This window comes from Hymenobacter sp. APR13, assembly GCF_000737515.1.
Taxonomy (GTDB): Bacteria; Bacteroidota; Bacteroidia; order Cytophagales; family Hymenobacteraceae; genus Hymenobacter.
This window is the reverse complement of record NZ_CP006587.1, coordinates 2,670,458-2,686,019: the sequence shown is the minus strand read 5'-3', so window position 1 is coordinate 2,686,019 and position 15,562 is coordinate 2,670,458. Positions and strand designations below refer to the sequence as shown.

22 protein-coding genes and 2 pseudogenes are annotated in these 15,562 nt (G+C 57.3%); all 24 read right to left on the bottom strand.

Going from position 1 to position 15,562, the window contains the following annotated elements; translation table 11 throughout:
• Window positions 1-40 precede the first annotated feature (40 nt).
• Window positions 41-832 (bottom strand): LytR/AlgR family response regulator transcription factor, encoded by a 792-nt coding sequence (locus N008_RS11305; RefSeq protein WP_044016066.1) that lies wholly within the window; start codon window positions 830-832, stop codon window positions 41-43.
• Between the two features lie 176 nt (window positions 833-1,008).
• Entirely contained in the window at window positions 1,009-2,034 is a 1,026-nt protein-coding gene (locus tag N008_RS21610) for a sensor histidine kinase (protein WP_052381448.1), read from the bottom strand.
• 112 nt (window positions 2,035-2,146) lie between these two features.
• Window positions 2,147-4,498 (bottom strand): outer membrane beta-barrel family protein, encoded by a 2,352-nt coding sequence (locus tag N008_RS11295; protein ID WP_044016064.1) that lies wholly within the window; start codon window positions 4,496-4,498, stop codon window positions 2,147-2,149.
• 207 nt (window positions 4,499-4,705) lie between these two features.
• Window positions 4,706-5,296: a 50S ribosomal protein L17 gene (gene rplQ, locus N008_RS11290; protein ID WP_044016062.1), complete on the bottom strand. Its 591-nt coding sequence runs from the start codon at window positions 5,294-5,296 to the stop codon at window positions 4,706-4,708.
• A 216-nt stretch (window positions 5,297-5,512) separates the two neighbouring features.
• Window positions 5,513-6,502 carry a DNA-directed RNA polymerase subunit alpha gene (locus N008_RS11285; protein WP_044016060.1) on the bottom strand — a complete coding sequence of 330 codons (990 nt, stop codon included), beginning with the start codon at window positions 6,500-6,502 and terminating at the stop codon, window positions 5,513-5,515.
• Between the two features lie 144 nt (window positions 6,503-6,646).
• A pseudogene (rpsD, locus tag N008_RS11280) lies at window positions 6,647-7,251 on the bottom strand (30S ribosomal protein S4).
• A 128-nt stretch (window positions 7,252-7,379) separates the two neighbouring features.
• Entirely contained in the window at window positions 7,380-7,772 is a 393-nt protein-coding gene (gene rpsK, locus N008_RS11275; protein WP_022822149.1) for a 30S ribosomal protein S11, read from the bottom strand.
• A 79-nt stretch (window positions 7,773-7,851) separates the two neighbouring features.
• Window positions 7,852-8,229 (bottom strand): 30S ribosomal protein S13, encoded by a 378-nt coding sequence (gene rpsM, locus N008_RS11270; RefSeq protein WP_044016055.1) that lies wholly within the window; start codon window positions 8,227-8,229, stop codon window positions 7,852-7,854.
• 112 nt (window positions 8,230-8,341) lie between these two features.
• Window positions 8,342-8,458 (bottom strand): 50S ribosomal protein L36, encoded by a 117-nt coding sequence (gene rpmJ, locus N008_RS11265; RefSeq protein ID WP_044016053.1) that lies wholly within the window; start codon window positions 8,456-8,458, stop codon window positions 8,342-8,344.
• Between the two features lie 9 nt (window positions 8,459-8,467).
• On the bottom strand, window positions 8,468-8,686 hold the full coding sequence (gene infA, locus N008_RS11260; protein ID WP_022822146.1) for a translation initiation factor IF-1: 219 nt from the start codon (window positions 8,684-8,686) through the stop codon (window positions 8,468-8,470).
• 4 nt (window positions 8,687-8,690) lie between these two features.
• Window positions 8,691-9,461 carry a type I methionyl aminopeptidase gene (map, locus tag N008_RS11255; protein ID WP_044016051.1) on the bottom strand — a complete coding sequence of 257 codons (771 nt, stop codon included), beginning with the start codon at window positions 9,459-9,461 and terminating at the stop codon, window positions 8,691-8,693.
• Window positions 9,462-9,467: 6 nt separating this feature from the next.
• A complete protein-coding gene (gene secY, locus N008_RS11250) occupies window positions 9,468-10,787 on the bottom strand; it encodes a preprotein translocase subunit SecY (protein ID WP_044016049.1) in 1,320 nt (439 codons plus the stop codon).
• Window positions 10,788-10,799: 12 nt separating this feature from the next.
• Window positions 10,800-11,243, bottom strand: coding sequence for a 50S ribosomal protein L15 (gene rplO, locus N008_RS11245; RefSeq protein ID WP_044016047.1), 444 nt, complete (start codon window positions 11,241-11,243; stop codon window positions 10,800-10,802).
• Window positions 11,244-11,256: 13 nt separating this feature from the next.
• The gene (gene rpmD, locus N008_RS11240; protein ID WP_044016046.1) at window positions 11,257-11,436 is read right to left on the bottom strand and encodes a 50S ribosomal protein L30; all 180 of its coding nucleotides are present in this window, start codon (window positions 11,434-11,436) and stop codon (window positions 11,257-11,259) included.
• A 6-nt stretch (window positions 11,437-11,442) separates the two neighbouring features.
• Entirely contained in the window at window positions 11,443-12,048 is a 606-nt protein-coding gene (gene rpsE / locus N008_RS11235; protein ID WP_044016044.1) for a 30S ribosomal protein S5, read from the bottom strand.
• 6 nt (window positions 12,049-12,054) lie between these two features.
• The gene (rplR, locus tag N008_RS11230) at window positions 12,055-12,405 is read right to left on the bottom strand and encodes a 50S ribosomal protein L18 (protein WP_044003239.1); all 351 of its coding nucleotides are present in this window, start codon (window positions 12,403-12,405) and stop codon (window positions 12,055-12,057) included.
• Between the two features lie 9 nt (window positions 12,406-12,414).
• The gene (gene rplF / locus N008_RS11225) at window positions 12,415-12,969 is read right to left on the bottom strand and encodes a 50S ribosomal protein L6 (protein ID WP_044016042.1); all 555 of its coding nucleotides are present in this window, start codon (window positions 12,967-12,969) and stop codon (window positions 12,415-12,417) included.
• A 20-nt stretch (window positions 12,970-12,989) separates the two neighbouring features.
• Window positions 12,990-13,388 carry a 30S ribosomal protein S8 gene (gene rpsH, locus N008_RS11220; protein ID WP_044016040.1) on the bottom strand — a complete coding sequence of 133 codons (399 nt, stop codon included), beginning with the start codon at window positions 13,386-13,388 and terminating at the stop codon, window positions 12,990-12,992.
• Between the two features lie 186 nt (window positions 13,389-13,574).
• Window positions 13,575-13,844, bottom strand: a complete 270-nt coding sequence (gene rpsN / locus N008_RS11215; RefSeq protein ID WP_044016038.1) for a 30S ribosomal protein S14 — start codon at window positions 13,842-13,844, stop codon at window positions 13,575-13,577.
• Entirely contained in the window at window positions 13,844-14,401 is a 558-nt protein-coding gene (gene rplE, locus N008_RS11210; RefSeq protein WP_044016036.1) for a 50S ribosomal protein L5, read from the bottom strand. The genes rpsN and rplE overlap by 1 nt, the downstream gene beginning before the upstream one ends.
• Window positions 14,402-14,434: 33 nt before the next feature.
• Window positions 14,435-14,680: pseudogene (gene rplX / locus N008_RS11205) on the bottom strand (50S ribosomal protein L24); the annotation flags it as partial.
• Between the two features lie 3 nt (window positions 14,681-14,683).
• The gene (gene rplN / locus N008_RS11200) at window positions 14,684-15,052 is read right to left on the bottom strand and encodes a 50S ribosomal protein L14 (protein WP_044003245.1); all 369 of its coding nucleotides are present in this window, start codon (window positions 15,050-15,052) and stop codon (window positions 14,684-14,686) included.
• A gap of 1 nt (window position 15,053) precedes the next feature.
• Complete coding sequence (gene rpsQ, locus N008_RS11195; protein ID WP_052381446.1) at window positions 15,054-15,347, bottom strand: 30S ribosomal protein S17; 294 nt, start codon at window positions 15,345-15,347, stop codon at window positions 15,054-15,056.
• Window positions 15,348-15,349: 2 nt separating this feature from the next.
• On the bottom strand, window positions 15,350-15,562 hold the full coding sequence (gene rpmC, locus N008_RS11190) for a 50S ribosomal protein L29 (protein ID WP_044016032.1): 213 nt from the start codon (window positions 15,560-15,562) through the stop codon (window positions 15,350-15,352).

Here is a 15,562-nt window from a genome sequence, read left to right as displayed (position 1 = left end):
GGCAGCACCGGAAAAAGCACATGCCGCAACAGTCTGGCCCCTACCCTTCCAGCCACCGGCGGAACTCCGGCGTCTGGGCGGCGCTGGTGGTCAGGGTGAGGTCGGGCTTGCCGCGCAGCCGCACGGCCAGCCGGTTGTTGAAGTACGGCTCCACGCGCTCCACAAACGCAATGTTCACCAGCTCCGAACGGTTCAGGCGGCCGAAGCGGGCGGGGTCGAGCTGGCGCTCCAGCTCCGTGAGCGTGCCGCTGAGCGGGTAGCGCGTGCCGGCCGCGTCGACGGCAAAGGTCACGCCTTCATCGGCCTGCATGTAGGCCACATCATCCACCTGCAGCACGTAGAGGCCGTTGCGCATCCGCACCGAAAAGCGCTGCTTATACTGCGGCTGACTGTTCTGGCGCAGCGCCTGGTGCAGCTCATGCAGCACTTCGGCGCTCAGACCAGGCGCCGGAGCGGCCGCCGCGCCGGCAAAGCTGCCGCGCAAAAACTGGTACTTATCCAGCGCCTCCCGAAACTGCTCGTAGCTGAAGGGCTTAAGCAGGTAGGCAATGCCGTTGCCCCGAAACGCCGGCAGCAGGTACTGGTCGTAGGCGGTGGTGAAGATGATGGGGCAATTCACCTGAAACCGCTCGTAGAGGCTGAACACGTTGCCGTCGAGCAGCTCAATGTCGGAGAACAGCAGGTCGGGCATGGGGTGAGTCTGGAGCCAGGCCAGGGCCTTCTCCACGCTGCGCAGCACGGGCGGGGCCTCGGCGGCCAGTCCAGCCTGCTGCAGAAACTGCACCGTCTGACGCGCCGCCAACTCTTCGTCTTCCAGAATCAGAATGTTCATAGCGGGGATTTCACGGATAAAGAAAGTCGGACAGTCCGAAGCCCAAAGAACGTCATGCAGAGCGGAGCGAAGCATCTCGCCAGTGTGGTACTTGCTATAGCAACGTCAGCACGCGAGATGCTTCGCTCCGCTCTGCATGACGTTCTTTGGGCTTCGGCCTCGCTCAGCATGACGCGCTACGCCGCCGACCATGCCCGCGCCTGCCGCAGCACCGGCACCACCACCCGAAACTGCGCCGCTGTAGCTTCCACTTTGATTTCCCGGCCAAACAACAGCCGGTACCGCTCGCGCAGGTTGGCCAGTCCCAGGCCGGTAGAATCGACGGGCGTGAGCTTGGGCCGGCGCAGGTGCTGCACGCTCAGCTCGGTGTCGGACGCCTGAATCTCAATCAGCAGCGGAGCATCCTCGTCGCCGGCGTTGTGCTTGATGGCGTTTTCGACCAGCAGCTGCAGCGTGCCGGGCACCACCAGCAGCTGGTGCAATGCGGCGGCCTCAGGCAGCGTCTGCCGGAACGCATAGGCCGCCCCGAAGCGGTGGCGCAGCAAATACACATACTCATCCACAAACTGCAGCTCTTCCGCCAGGGTCACGAAGTCGTCGTCTTTGTGCCGGATCAGGAAGCGGTAGAGGTTGGCGAAGCGGCTCAGGTACTCGTTGGCCTCGGTGGGGTCGTGTTGGATGAGGCCGCGCAGCACGTTGAGGTTGTTGAACAGGAAGTGCGGGTCGAGTTGGGCCTTGAGGTTGCGTAGCTCGCTTTCGGTCTGGGCCTGCTGGGTTTGCAGCAGGCGCTTCTGCACATCGAAATAGCGCTTGCCCGCCATCAGAATGCCCAGCATGCCGTAGCTCTGGGTATGCCGCATGATGGTGGAAAGGATACTGCCGGCGTTCCAGTGCAGGGGTTTCTCATCGAGCAGCAACCCATAACCCAGCCAGTACAGGTGAGCATCGAGCACCACAAACACCACCAGCGCCGCCAGTACCACCCAGGCACTGCGGCGGGCCAGCGCAAGCGGCAGCAGCCCAAACACAAGCAGGTACACGGCCAGCGTATCGAGTCCGATGGTGTAGAGAATAGTAGGCGCCGCGCGCCCCAGCCCGAACTGTTGCAGGTAGCTAAAGAAAATGATGGGCGCGGCCAGCAGCCAGTACACCAGTACCAGAAGCAGGTCGGAACGGCTGGGGCGTTGGAAGGTGAACGGCATGGCGAGTGGCGTAGGGAGTGTCATTCCGAGCAGAGCGAGGAATCTGAGTGAAGGCATTCGACGATGCATCCCAGATTCCTTGCTCCGCTCGGTATGACAGGATGGAAAGATGCTATTCTTTGTCGGTTTTCACGCGGCCGCGCTCCTCTTCCAACCCCGTGCTGCGCTTGCGGGCCGCCTGCAGTTGTTGGTTGCCCAGCTTCCAGCTCAGGCTCAGCCGCGCCTGCCGGCTCTCGCCGTAGCTGCGGAACTGCACGTCCAGATCCTGGTAGCGCACGGTGCCCCGCTGCCGGTTCGAAAACAGCACGTCGTTCAGGCCCAGCCGCAGGGTGGCCCGGTCCTGCCACATCGTTTTCTGCAGCCCCAGGTTCAGCGCGCCAAAGCCCCGGAAGTTAATCAGGCCATTGATACCCGCGGTCTGGTAGAAGCCCGAGGCCTCCAGCTTGACATTCTGCGGCAGCTGCACGTTGGCCTGGCCGTAGAAAGTGGCCGCCGTGCGGCCCGCCCGATAGGTGCTGCCCAGGTAGCTGCTCAGGTACTCGTTGTAGAACACCGTCACGCCGGCGTAGCCGGTCAGCAGCTTGCGGTAGGTGAGCGGCAGGTTCAGGGTGGCGTTGTAGCTACGCAGGTTGTCGAGGTTGGCCGATGTGGAGTAGATGGCGCTGTCCTCGGTGGCCGTTACAAGGCTGATGGCGTCGCGGGTGCGGCTGTAGCCCAGCACAAAAAACGGCTGCTTCTGGTAAGTCAACGCCAGCTTGTAGGTGCCGGTGAACTGCGGCGTCAGCAGCGGATTGCCGCGCTGCGACGTGTACGGGTCGAGGTACACCAGATTGGGGTTGAGGTCCTGGTAGCTGGGCCGGCCAATGCGGCGGCTGTAGGCCAAATTCGCGCCCAGCACTTTGGTCAGGGGCTTGTCCAGGCTCACGCTCGGAAACAGCTGCCCATACCGCCGGCGGATGCTAGCAGCGGCCCGGCCTTCGGCCACCGTGTATTCGCCGCGCAGGCCGGCCTGCCACGTCACGCCCAACTGGGTGCCCTCAGCCTGCACATAGCCGGCCCGGATGCTTTCCGTGTAGCCGAACCGGTCGGCCCGGTCGGCGGCCCCGCCCGTCAGGTCCAGCTGGCTCTCGATATCGGCCCGGCTGAGCTTGGCGCCCAGCAGCAGCGTAGTGGTAACCGTGAGCGGCTGCCGGTAATCCACTTTGGCCGAAGTCAGCCCGATGCGCGTCTGCTGGTCGTTGCGCAGGATTTGTGGCTGCTCGGTGTCGCCAATCCGCACTAGGTTGGTCAGCAGCCCCAAGCTGCCGGCCGCATAGCGCGAGTAGTCCACGTCGGCGGTCAGCTCGCGGCCCAGCGTGTCGAGCAGCACTTTGTAGTTAAGGTTAGCGGCGTACGACTTGGTGCGGCGGCGCGTATCGTTTGCCGTCAGGACGTTCACGCCGTTACTGGCTTCGGTGCTGCTTTGCGCGTTGAGCTGCGTCCGGTTGAGGTACCCGTTCACCAGCACACCCAGCGTCTGGCGGTGCGGCAGGCTGTAGTCGGCCCCGCCGCGAAACGTGGGCACGTGCGCCATCCGCGGCTGGTAGCTCTGCTGCGCGTACCGGATGCCGGTTCTGGTGTCCAGGCGGCCGGTATTGAGCTGCTCGTAGGTGTGGCGGTAGTTGTAGCTGGTAGTGCCGAACACGTTCAGGGCCCCGGCCCGGTGGTTGAGGTCGAGCAGGACACCGGTTTTGGCAAAGCGCCCATACGCCGCGTTGGTCGTCAGCGTGCCGTTGGTGCCCAGGGTGGTATTTTTCTTCAGGATGATGTTGATGATGCCCGCCGTACCGGCGGCATCGTGCGTGGCGCCGGGCTGCGTCAGCACCTCAATCCGCTCAATGGTGCTGCTTGGAAAGTCCTTCAGCACGCTCACCACATCCATGTATTGCGTGGTGCGGCCGTCAATCTCAATCAGCACGCCCTCCTGCCCGGCCAGACTCAGGCGGTTGTTGAGTACCATCAGGCCCGGCACCTTTTCCAGCACCTCCAGCGCCGTAGTGCCGGCCGTGAGGCTGCCCGCCACATTCACCACCAGCTTGCCAGCCGTCATTTCCAGCAGCGGCTTCTGCCCCACCACCTGCACTTCCTTCAGCGCCAGCGCCGCCGCTGCCAGCCGCACATCCGGCACCGCCACGGCCCGGCCTGCCACTTCTACCACCGCGCTCCGCCCACTGCCGTATCCCACCGCCGATACCACCACCCGGTACCGCCCCACCGGCACGCCCGCCAGTTGGTAGCGCCCTGCTTCTGAAGCCTGCGTGGCCTGTACCACCACCGAATCGGCCAGCTGCCGCAGCAGCACCGACGCGAAGGGCACTGCCTGCCCCTTGGCGTCTACCACCCGTCCGCTCACGGTGGCCGTTGGTTGTTGGCTGGCGGCTGTCAGCGCGAGTAGTAGCAACAGGCAGGAGAAAAAAGCTTTCATGGTATCAGAGTGCTGAAGTGAAACGAACACCCAAAACACGCCCAACAAAGCCGCCAACGCAGGCCCTATTTCCCGAAGCCCGGCAAAATTCCGATGAAGCCCACAAAACCGCCCGCGAACTAAATCGGCGGCCTACTACCCTGTTCCCAAAAGAAAAGGGACGCCCCGGCTGGAGCGTCCCTTTTCACTATTATACTTCCGGTCCGACTACTCGGCGGCTTTCTCCTCGCGGGTTTCGCCGTCTTTCAGGGTTTCGGTAGCCGTATCCTCGGGGGCCGAAACCTCCGTGGTGGCAGCCTTGGCCTTCTTGGCGGGCTTCTCAGCTACTACTTCAGCCGAAGACTCGCCTTCGCCAGCCGTGGTAGCCTTTTTCTTGCCGCGTGAACGACGGGTAGTGGTTTTAGCCTCACCAGCGGTTTTGGCTTCCAGCAGGGTTTCGTTGTAGTCAACCAGCTCGATGATGCACATCTGCGAGTTGTCACCCAGACGGGTTTCGCTCAGCTTGATGATGCGGGTGTAGCCGCCGGGACGGGTAGCAATTTTAGCTGCTACGTCGCCGAACAGCTCTTTCAGCACGTCCTTCTGCTCCAGAACAGCAAATACGAGGCGGCGCGAGTGCGTCGTGTCGTTCTTGGCTTTGGTCAGCAGGGGCTCTACAAACTTGCGCAGGGCTTTGGCTTTGGCAACGGTCGTGGTGATGCGCTTGTGCAGGATCAGCGACGAGGCCATGTTCGAAAGCATGGCGTTGCGGTGCGAGGCCGTGCGGCCGAGGTGGTTGATGGTTTTACCGTGACGCATAAAAAAAGAGATGTGTAAGCTTGCGGACGACGACCACGGCGGAAAAGCTGCTGTGAGGCACCTTTCTCATTAGAACCGTCGCCCCTTCGGGCTCACTGGTTATGAAAGTGTGAAAATGGAGTGCAAAGGTACGGAATGTACAGGCATAAAAAATGTGCTGAAGTGGAATATGTGACCAGCACATCAACCACATTCAGCACATTTCCTGTTTGCTGTCTATTCTTCGTCGAGCTTGTACTTGCTCAGATCCATGCCGAAGTTCAGGCCTTTCTCTTCTACAAGGTTTTCCAGCTCGGTCAGCGACTTCTTACCGAAGTTGCGGAACTTCATCATGTCGGCCATGTCCAGCTGCACCAGGTCGCCGAGGGTTTTGATGTCGGCGGCTTTCAGGCAGTTGTAAGCACGTACGCTCAGGTCCATATCCGCCAGCGGCGTCTTCAGAACTTTGCGCATGTGCAGCGTCTCCTCGTCTACCGTCTCCTCCTCTTCGGCTTTAGCAGTTTCGAAGGTCATGGTGCTGTCGGAGAACAGCATGAAGTGTTGAATCAGGATGTTGGCGGCGCCTTTCAGCGCATCCTCCGGGTGGATAGAGCCGTCCGTGTGAATCTCGATGAGGAGCTTCTCATAGTCGGTCTTCTGCTCAACGCGGGTGTTTTCGATGCTGTACTTCACGTTTTTGATGGGCGTGAAGATGGCATCAATGGCAATCTGACCGAAAACCTGATCGGCCGGCTTGTTTTCCTCTGCAGGAACGTAGCCGCGGCCTTTCTGGATCGTGAATTCAAATTCCAGCTCGGTGCTGGCGTCCACGTGGCAGATCACCAGATCCGGGTTCAGCACCTGGAAGCCGTTGGTGAACTTGCTGATGTCGCCGGCCGTGAAGGTTTCCTGGCCTTTGATGCGCACCGTTATCTTGTCCTCGATGGCGTCGCTCACCTTCTTGAAGCGAACCTGCTTCAGGTTGAGGATGATTTCGGACATATCCTCAATCACGCCTTCGATGGTCATGAACTCGTGCAGTACGCTGCTGGTGCGAACCGACGTGATGGCATAGCCCTCCAGCGACGACAGCAGGATGCGGCGCAGAGCGTTGCCGATCGTGACGCCGTAGCCTTTCTCCAGCGGTTTGAATTCAAACGTTCCGTAGAAGTCGTCGGATTTCTCCATCACCACCTTCTCCGGCATTTGAAAAGCTAAGATTGACATAAGTGGGGCGGTTTTTAGTATTGAGTAATGGGTAGTGAGTAAAAAGACCTCTCAGAGCGTCTTGATACCCATTACCCAATACCTGAATCCAATTAAAAAGGTCGAAGCAAGGAAACGGCCCGGGCGTCCGGGCCGTTCCAAGAATTACTTCGAGTACAGTTCGACGATGAGCTGCTCGGTGATCTTCTCCGGTATCAGCTCACGGGCGGGGCGTTGAGGAACTTGCCCACCATGTCTTTGCCGTCCCACTCCAGCCACGAGAAAGCACGCGCGTTGCGGGCGCTCAGGCTCGTGGTAATAGCTTCCAGCGACTTCGACTTCTCACGTACGGCAACAACGTCACCAGCGCGGAGTTTGTACGAAGCAATGTTTACTACGTCACCGTTAACGGTGATGTGCTTGTGCAGAACGAGCTGACGAGCAGCACGGCGCGTAGGAGCAATGCCCAGACGGTAAACCGTGTTGTCGAGGCGCGATTCCAGCAGAGCCAGCAGGTTGTCACCGGTGATGCCGGGCAGCGTAGCCGCTTTGTGGAACAGGTTCTCGAACTGCTTTTCCAGTACGCCGTACATGTACTTCACTTTCTGCTTCTCCATCAGCTGGACAGCGTACTCGCTCTGCTTCTTACGACGGCCACGACCATGCTGGCCGGGAGGGTATGCTTTCTTGGTGAGTGCCTTGCTTGGGCCGAAGATCGGCTCATTAAAGCGACGGGCAATCTTGGTTTTAGGACCAGTATAACGTGCCATTTCGGGGTTGTTGAGTGTTGAGGGGGTTGAACCGCGCGTGTCGGGCCTCGGAGGCGCACCTTGCAGAGGTGAAAAGGCGCATCAGAAACCCGACACCGGTGGCTGGCAGCGCCAGCCTGTTCAATAAACTAAACGCGACGACGTTTGGGAGGACGGCAGCCGTTATGGGGCAGCGGCGTCACGTCCTTGATGGTCGTTACCTCAATACCCACGTTACCCAGCGTACGAATAGCCGACTCGCGGCCAGCGCCCGGGCCCTTCACGAACACCTCAGCTTTGCGCATACCCAAGTCATGAGCTACTTTACCGCAGTCGGTAGCAGCCATCTGAGCGGCGTAAGGCGTGTTCTTCTTGGAACCGCGGAAACCCATCTTACCAGCTGAAGCCCAGGAGATAACCTGACCGTTGTTGTTGGTGATGGAGATGATGATGTTGTTGAACGAAGCCTTGATGTGTACCTGGCCTACTGGTTCTACAACGACAACGCGCTTCTTGGCTTTGTCTTTTCTCTTTTGTGCCATTTGGTTATCGCAAAAATACGCGGGAGGTGTTGTTGCCTGCCCCGAACGTATCAGAGCAGGCAACGATTCCCGCTACGGGTTATTTAGTAGCCTTTTTCTTACCGGCAACGGTCTTACGCTTGCCCTTGCGGGTACGCGAGTTGTTCTTGGTACGCTGACCACGAACTGGCAGACCTTTGCGGTGACGCAGACCCCGGTAGCAACCGATGTCCATGAGGCGCTTGATGTTGAGCTGCACTTCGGAGCGCAGCACACCTTCGGTTTTGAATTCGGCAGCAATTACGCTACGGATTTCACCGGCTTCCGCTTCCGTCCAGTCTTTCACCTTCTTGTTCAGGTCTACACCTGCTTTGGTAAGGATCTGCTGTGCAGATGGACGGCCAATGCCGAAAATGTAGGTCAGCGCGATTTCACCGCGCTTGTTGTCTGGGATGTCTACCCCTGCAATACGAGCCATGTGTTGAGTTTGGGTTTTTGGCGAGTTAGGGTCTTGGGGACCTGGTTTCGGTTAGGACAGTTTTCCTTCAAAAACCAAGTCCTCAGGACCCGAGTCCCCAACTTCCAGTTGTCTAGCCCTGACGCTGTTTGTAGCGGGGGTTCTTTTTGTTGATAACGTAGAGCTTGCCGTTGCGGCGGACCAGCTTGCAGTCAACACTACGCTTCTTAACCGAGGTTTTGACTTTCATGTCGTCGGGTTATTTGTAACGGTACACAATTCGGCCCTTCGACAAATCGTAGGGCGACATTTCCAACTTTACCTTATCTCCCGGCAGAATCTTGATGTAGTGCATCCGCATCTTGCCCGAGATGTGGGCAATCAGCTGGTGACCGTTCTCCAGCTCCACGCGGAACATGGCGTTGGAAAGGGCTTCCAGAATGACTCCGTCCTGCTCAATGGAAGTTTGTTTGGCCATAAGGCTACTGTAAGGCTTTTTCTATGTATTCGAAGGAGGTGAGTATTTCCGCCTTGTCTTTTCGTACTACTACCGTATGCTCGAAGTGCGCGGAAGGCTTGAAGTCTTTGGTCCGGATGGTCCAGCCGTCCTTCTCCTGTATCACGCTCTTCGTACCCAGATTCACCATCGGCTCGATAGCCAGTGTGAGGCCGGTCTGCAGCTTCAGTCCCGAGCCACGCTTACCGTAGTTCGGTACTTCCGGCCGCTCGTGCAGCTTCTTTCCAATCCCGTGGCCGACCAATTCCCGAACCACTCCGTAACCCTGCTTCTCAACATGGTTCTGAATGGCAAAGCTGACGTCGCCCATCCGATTGCCCGCCACTGCCTGCTCGATACCGAGATACAGCGACTTCTTGGTTTCTTCCAGCAGCTGCAACACCTCGGGTGCCACTTCCCCAATCGGGTAGGTGTAGGCACTGTCGGCGTGGTAGCCGTTGAGTAGCACTCCGCAGTCCACCGAAACGATGTCGCCGCTTTTCAGCGTGTAGTCGCCCGGAAAACCGTGCACCACTACCGAGTTGGGCGAGATGCAGAGGCTGTATTCGAATCCATTGTACCCCTTGAAGGAAGGGCTTCCGCCATGGTCCCGGATGAACTCCTCAGCGCGCTGATCCAGCTCTCGCGTTGTAATTCCTTCCCGGATCATGCCGGCCACTTCTCCGTGGGCCTGAGCCAGCACCTTCGCGCTGGCCCGCATGAACTCTATTTCTTCTTCGGTCTTGTAAACAATCATGAGTGCTTACGAAGCCAGAGCAATGTTCTGCGAACGGCCACGCACTTTACCAGTTTTCATCATGCCATCGTAGTGGCGCATCAGCAGGTAGCTTTCCACCTGATTCAGCGTATCCAGTACTACCCCTACCATAATGATGAGGGAAGTACCGCCATAGAAGGCCGAGAAAGGCCGCGTAACACCACCTAGCAGCGCAAGCGCCGGGAAGATGGCAATCAGCGCCAGTGCCACGGCACCGGGCAAGGTAATGCGGGTCAGAATCTCGTCAATGTGCTCCGACGTATCGCGGCCAGGCTTCACCCCGGGTACGAAACCACCGCTACGCTTCAGGTCATCCGCAATCTGGTTGGGGTTGACACTGATGGCTGTGTAGAAGTAGGTGAAGACAATGATGAGCGTTGCGAACACCACGTTGTACTGCCACGACGTGTAGTCCGAGAACTTCACGCCAATGTAGCTGGCCAGGTCGCTGTCATTCTGCCAAACCGAAGCCACGATAGCGGGCACGAACATCAGCGACTGAGCGAAGATGATCGGCATTACGCCGGCCGCATTCACTTTCATCGGGATGAACTGCCGTTGGGCATTCAGCTGGGCGGTGCTGCCTACCTGCTTGGCATACTGCACCGGAATCCGGCGAACAGCCTGCGTCAGCACGATAACTGCCATTACCACGAGGAACAGCACTACCAGCTCAATCAGGAAGATCAGCGAGCCACGCATGCCTTTGGCAGCAGCCTCACCGATAATGGCACCGGGCAGGCGCGACACAATCCCGATCATGATGATCATGGAAATACCGTTGCCGATACCCTTATCCGTAATTTTCTCTCCCAGCCACATGCAAAACAGCGTTCCGGCCGTGATGATGAGCATGGTGGAGATGGTAAAGAACGTACCAGGCTCCAGGATTGCGTCAGCGCTGATGGTGGCAATGAAACCGACCGACTGCGCCATTACAATCGGAATTGTAAGGATACGCGTGTACTGGTTGATTTTCTTGCGGCCCGACTCTCCTTCTTTCTGCAGCTTCTGGAAATAAGGAACTGCAATGGTAAGTAGCTGCAACACGATAGAAGCCGAGATGTACGGCATGATACCGAGTGCGAAGATGGAAGCATTGCTGAACGCGCCGCCAAGCAGCGTATCCAGAATACCAAACACCCCCGAAGCTCCACCACTTTTCAGACGAGTAGCGTCGACGCCCGGCAGCACCACGAAAGAGCCTAACCGGTAGATGGCAATGAAAAACAGCGTATTGAAGATCCGCATACGCAGATCTTCAATCGCAAAAATGTTCTTTATCGTTTCGATAAACTTTTTCATCGCCACAAGAACTTACAGCGTCACGGCTTTGCCACCTGCTTTCTCAATGGCTTCAACAGCCGACTTGGAGAATGCATGAGCATGAACTTCTACAGCAGTGGTGAGTTCACCACGGCCCAGAACTTTGATTTTGGCGTTTTTCGAAGCCAGACCAGCCTGCACGAAGAAGGCATTGTCGAACGTCGTAGCACCACCTTCGGTCAAGCCGGCAAGTACGTCCAGGTTAATGGCTTTGTACTCTACACGGTTGATGTTCTTGAAACCGAACTTTGGTACGCGGCGCTGCAGGGGCATTTGGCCACCTTCAAAGCCCGACTTCTTGGAGTAACCCGAACGGGACTTGGCACCTTTGTGGCCACGCGTCGAGGTGCCGCCACGGCCGGAACCCGTACCACGACCAATGCGCTTGACATTGCGGGTAGAGCCTACGGCAGGTTTGAGATTGCTGAGATTCATTTTCGGGAGATTCCTAGAGTTCGGTTACTTCCAACAGGTGCTGAACGGCTTTGATCATGCCAGCAACCTGGGGCGTGTTTTCCACGCTCTTGGTGCTACCCATTTTGCCGAGGCCCAGGGCCTGCACGGTACGCTTCTGACGCTCGGGGCGGTCAATAACGCTTTTTACGAGTTTGATTTGGATCTGCGCCATCGTCTCTTAACCGTTAAAAACTTGAGCGAGGGTGATGCCACGAGCCTGTGCAATCTGCATAGGGTCGCGCATTTTCAGCAGGGCGTCGAAGGTAGCCTTAACCACGTTGTGGGGGTTCGACGAACCTTTCGACTTGGCGAGTACGTCTTTGATGCCGGCGCTTTCGAACACGGCACGCATAGCACCACCAGCAATTACACCCGTACCAGCGGCAGCTGGCTGAACCAGCACGAAGCCGCCCGAGTATTTGCCTTCCATGATGTGGGGAACGGTGTGCTTGTACAGCGGCACCTTTACCAGGTTTTTCTTCGCGTCGTCAATGCCTTTGGCAATGGCGTCGGTTACTTCGTTGGCTTTGCCGAGGCCGTAGCCTACGGTGCCGTTGCCGTCACCTACTACCACGATGGCCGAGAAGCTGAAGCGACGACCGCCTTTCACTACTTTGGCTACGCGGTTGATAGCAACCACTTTTTCTTTCAGATCGGAATCGCCGGTGCGAGACTCTTCTTTCCGGTCATTGCCGCGACGGTCATTGCCACCACCACGACGGTCATTGCCACCGCCGCGGTTATCGCCGCTACCACCACGAGGGCCGTTGTTAAATTCTGCCATGATGATTTAGAAATTGAGGCCGCCTTCGCGGGCTCCTTCTGCCAATGATTTTACGCGGCCGTGGTAGAGGTAACCGGAACGGTCAAATACCACTTTCGAAATTCCTTTTCCTGTAGCACGGGCAGCAAGTTCTTTGCCGACTGCGGCAGCGAGGGCGACTCCGTTGCCCCCTTCCACCGATACGTGCTTCGAGGAAGCAGACGCCAGCGTGTGACCGGTCGTGTCGTCAATAATCTGAGCATAAATGCCCGTATTGCTGCGGAACACCGACAAACGTGGACGCTCGGACGTGCCAGCCACCTTAGTGCGGATGATGCGCTGGATCCGTTTTCTTCTAGTTGCTTTATCGAAAGCCATGGTGTGATGTTATTTCGAAGCTGTTTTACCAGCCTTACGACGAATCTGCTCACCCACGAAGCGCACGCCTTTGCCTTTGTATGGCTCAACTTTGCGCAACGAGCGAATTTTAGCGGCCACCTGGCCCAGCAGTTGCTTGTCAATGCTGGTCAGCGTAACGATAGGGTTTTTACCTTTCTCGGTTACAGCCGTAGCAGTTACTTCCTTCGGCAGCGCCAGGAAGATGTTGTGCGAGTAGCCCAGCGACAGTTCCAGCGTGGTACCAGCCATAGCGGCTTTGTAACCTACACCTACCAACTCCAGCTTCTCTTCCAGACCGTTGCTCACGCCGCTTACAGCGTTGTTGAGCAGGGAGCGGTAGAGGCCGTGCATGGCTTTATGACGCTTCTGTTCGGTTGGGCGGGTCACTACCAGCTGGCCGTCTTCGGTCGCTACGGTAATGTCGCGGTCAACCGGAACCACCAAAGTGCCTTTTGGGCCCTTCACGGTTACCGTGTTTTCGTTGCTCACTTCAATCTGCACGTTGGCGGGCAGGCTGATGGGCAGTTTACCAATGCGTGACATAGTCTCGTTTTCCTTTCAGATTAGTAGACGTAGCACAGCACTTCGCCGCCCACGTTTTCAGCTTTCGCCTCTTTCTCCGTCATCACCCCTTTCGAAGTCGACAGGATGGCGACACCCAGACCACTCAGTACACGCGGCAGGTTCTCCACGTGGGCGTACTGACGCAAACCGGGCGTGCTTACACGCTGCAGCTTGGTGATGGCGGGTTGTTTGGTTACCGGGTTGTACTTGAGCGCGATTTTAATCGTGCCTTGTACTGCGGCATCATCAAAACGGTAGCTCTGAATGTAGCCCTTTTTGTAGAGCACCTTCGTGATTTCCTTTTTGATGTTGCTGGCCGGGATTTCCACTACCCGGTGATTTGCCTTGATGGCATTGCGTACCCGGGTCAGGTAGTCAGCAATTGGATCTGTGTTCATGTGACTTAGTAAAAGCGCCACCCTTTTTTAGGGAGCCGCAAAGATATGAAAATTTCGCCGCCGCAGAAATGCGGCAGCGAAATTTTCGGTTAAGACTTCTTGACTCGAATTCGGCCAATGGTTTCTCTCGGCAACCTGCCAAGTAATGTTGCGTCAACAGCCGAGGCTATCTGGCAACGGGTCGAACTACCAGCTCGACTTGGTTACGCCGGGGATTTTGCCAGCCAGCGCCATTTCGCGGAAACGTACCCGGCTGATGCCGAACTTACGCATGTAACCACGGGGGCGGCCGTCAATCATGTCCCGGTTGTGCAGGCGCACGGGCGAAGCATCTTTCGGCAGCTTGTCCAGACCTTCGTAGTCACCGGCGGCTTTCAGCGCTTTGCGCTTCTCAGCATAGCGGGCAACCGTAGCGATGCGCTTGCGCGCTCTTGCTTTCGCGGATTCCTTAGCCATTAGTCGTTTTGTTTCTTGGCGTTAGCGAACGGCATACCGAAAGCCTTGAGAAGCTCATAGCTCTGCTCGTCGTTTTCGGCCGTCGTTACGAAGGTAATATCCATGCCCGAAATCGACTTGATCTTGTCGATCGAAATTTCGGGGAAGATGATTTGCTCCTTAACGCCCAGGGTATAGTTACCGCGGCCGTCAAAGCCTTTGTCGTTGATGCCTTTGAAGTCACGAACGCGGGGCAGAGCGATGGACAGCAGACGGTCCATAAACTCGTACATCCGCTCGCCACGCAGCGTTACGCGGGCGCCGATTGGCATGCCCTCGCGCAGCTTGAAGTTCGAAACCGAACGCTTGGCGATGGTAGCCACAGCTTTCTGACCAGCGATGGTCGTCAGCTCGTCTACGCCGTTATCCACCAGCTTCTTGTCGGCTACAGCCGCACCAATACCGCGGTTGATGCAGATCTTGGTGATGCGTGGAACCTGCATGATGCTCTTGAACTGGAATTTCTCCTGGAGCAGCGGCACCACTTCTTTCTGATATTTCTCTTTGAATCGAGCCATTGTCGTCGTACCGGGTTAGGCGTTTGTCGAGGCAATAGCTTTCACGTTGCTCACGTGAATACCCGCTTCGATTTTGGTAATGCCGCCCTGGGGGTTCTTCGCACTGGGTTTGTTGTGCTTGGTCACCAGGTTCAGGCCTTCCACGATAACACGCTGCGTCGAGCGGTTCACCGACTTGATAACGCCGGTTTTGCCTTTTTCGTCGCCAGCAATCACCTGTACGGTGTCGCCGGTTTTCACATGCAGTTTCGCGGGTGCTGCTTTCGTTTTCGTTGCCATTGCTTAGAGAACTTCAGGAGCCAGCGAAACGATCTTCATGAACTGCTTCTCGCGCAGTTCACGGGCCACGGGGCCGAAGATGCGGGTACCGCGGGGCTCGTCGTTATTGTTGAGCAGTACGGCAGCATTGTCGTCGAAACGAATGTAAGAACCGTCCTTGCGACGTACTTCTTTCTTCGTGCGAACAACCACTGCTTTCGATACAGTGCCTTTTTTAGCGTTGCCGGAAGGAATAGCCGATTTGATGGCTACTACAATCTTGTCGCCTACGCTGGCGTATTTCTTGCCCGTGCCACCGAGGACACGAATGCAAAGAACTTCTTTGGCGCCGCTGTTATCAGCGACGGTCAGACGGGATTCTTGCTGTATCATCTTACTTGGCGCGTTCTACGATTTCTACCAGTCTCCAGCGTTTGTTCTTGCTCAGCGGACGCGTGCTCATGATGCGTACCGTGTCGCCTTCGCCGCATTCGTTGTTCTCGTCGTGGGCCATGAATTTGGTCGACTTGGTAACGAACTTGCCGTAGATCGGGTGCTTCATTTTGCTTTCCACAATCACCGTGATGGACTTGTCCATTTTGGAGGAGGAAACGCGCCCGATGATTTCTTTCCGCAGGTTCCGCTCTTCCGTAGCGGAGGTAGCCTGCTGTTCTTCGTTGCTTGCCATCGTTAGTTAGCAGTGTTATTAGCCTGCTCGTTCTCGCGACGGGTCAGCTCGGTCAACAGACGGGCGACGTTCTTGCGGCTTTGCTTCAGGCGAATCGGGTTTTCCAGGGGCGAGATGGCGTGCGCGAAGCGCAGCGTCTGGCCATTGGCTTTTTCGGTCTTTACTTGCTGGTTCAGTTCTTCCAGCGAAAGGGCGCGGATATCGGCGTTCTTCAT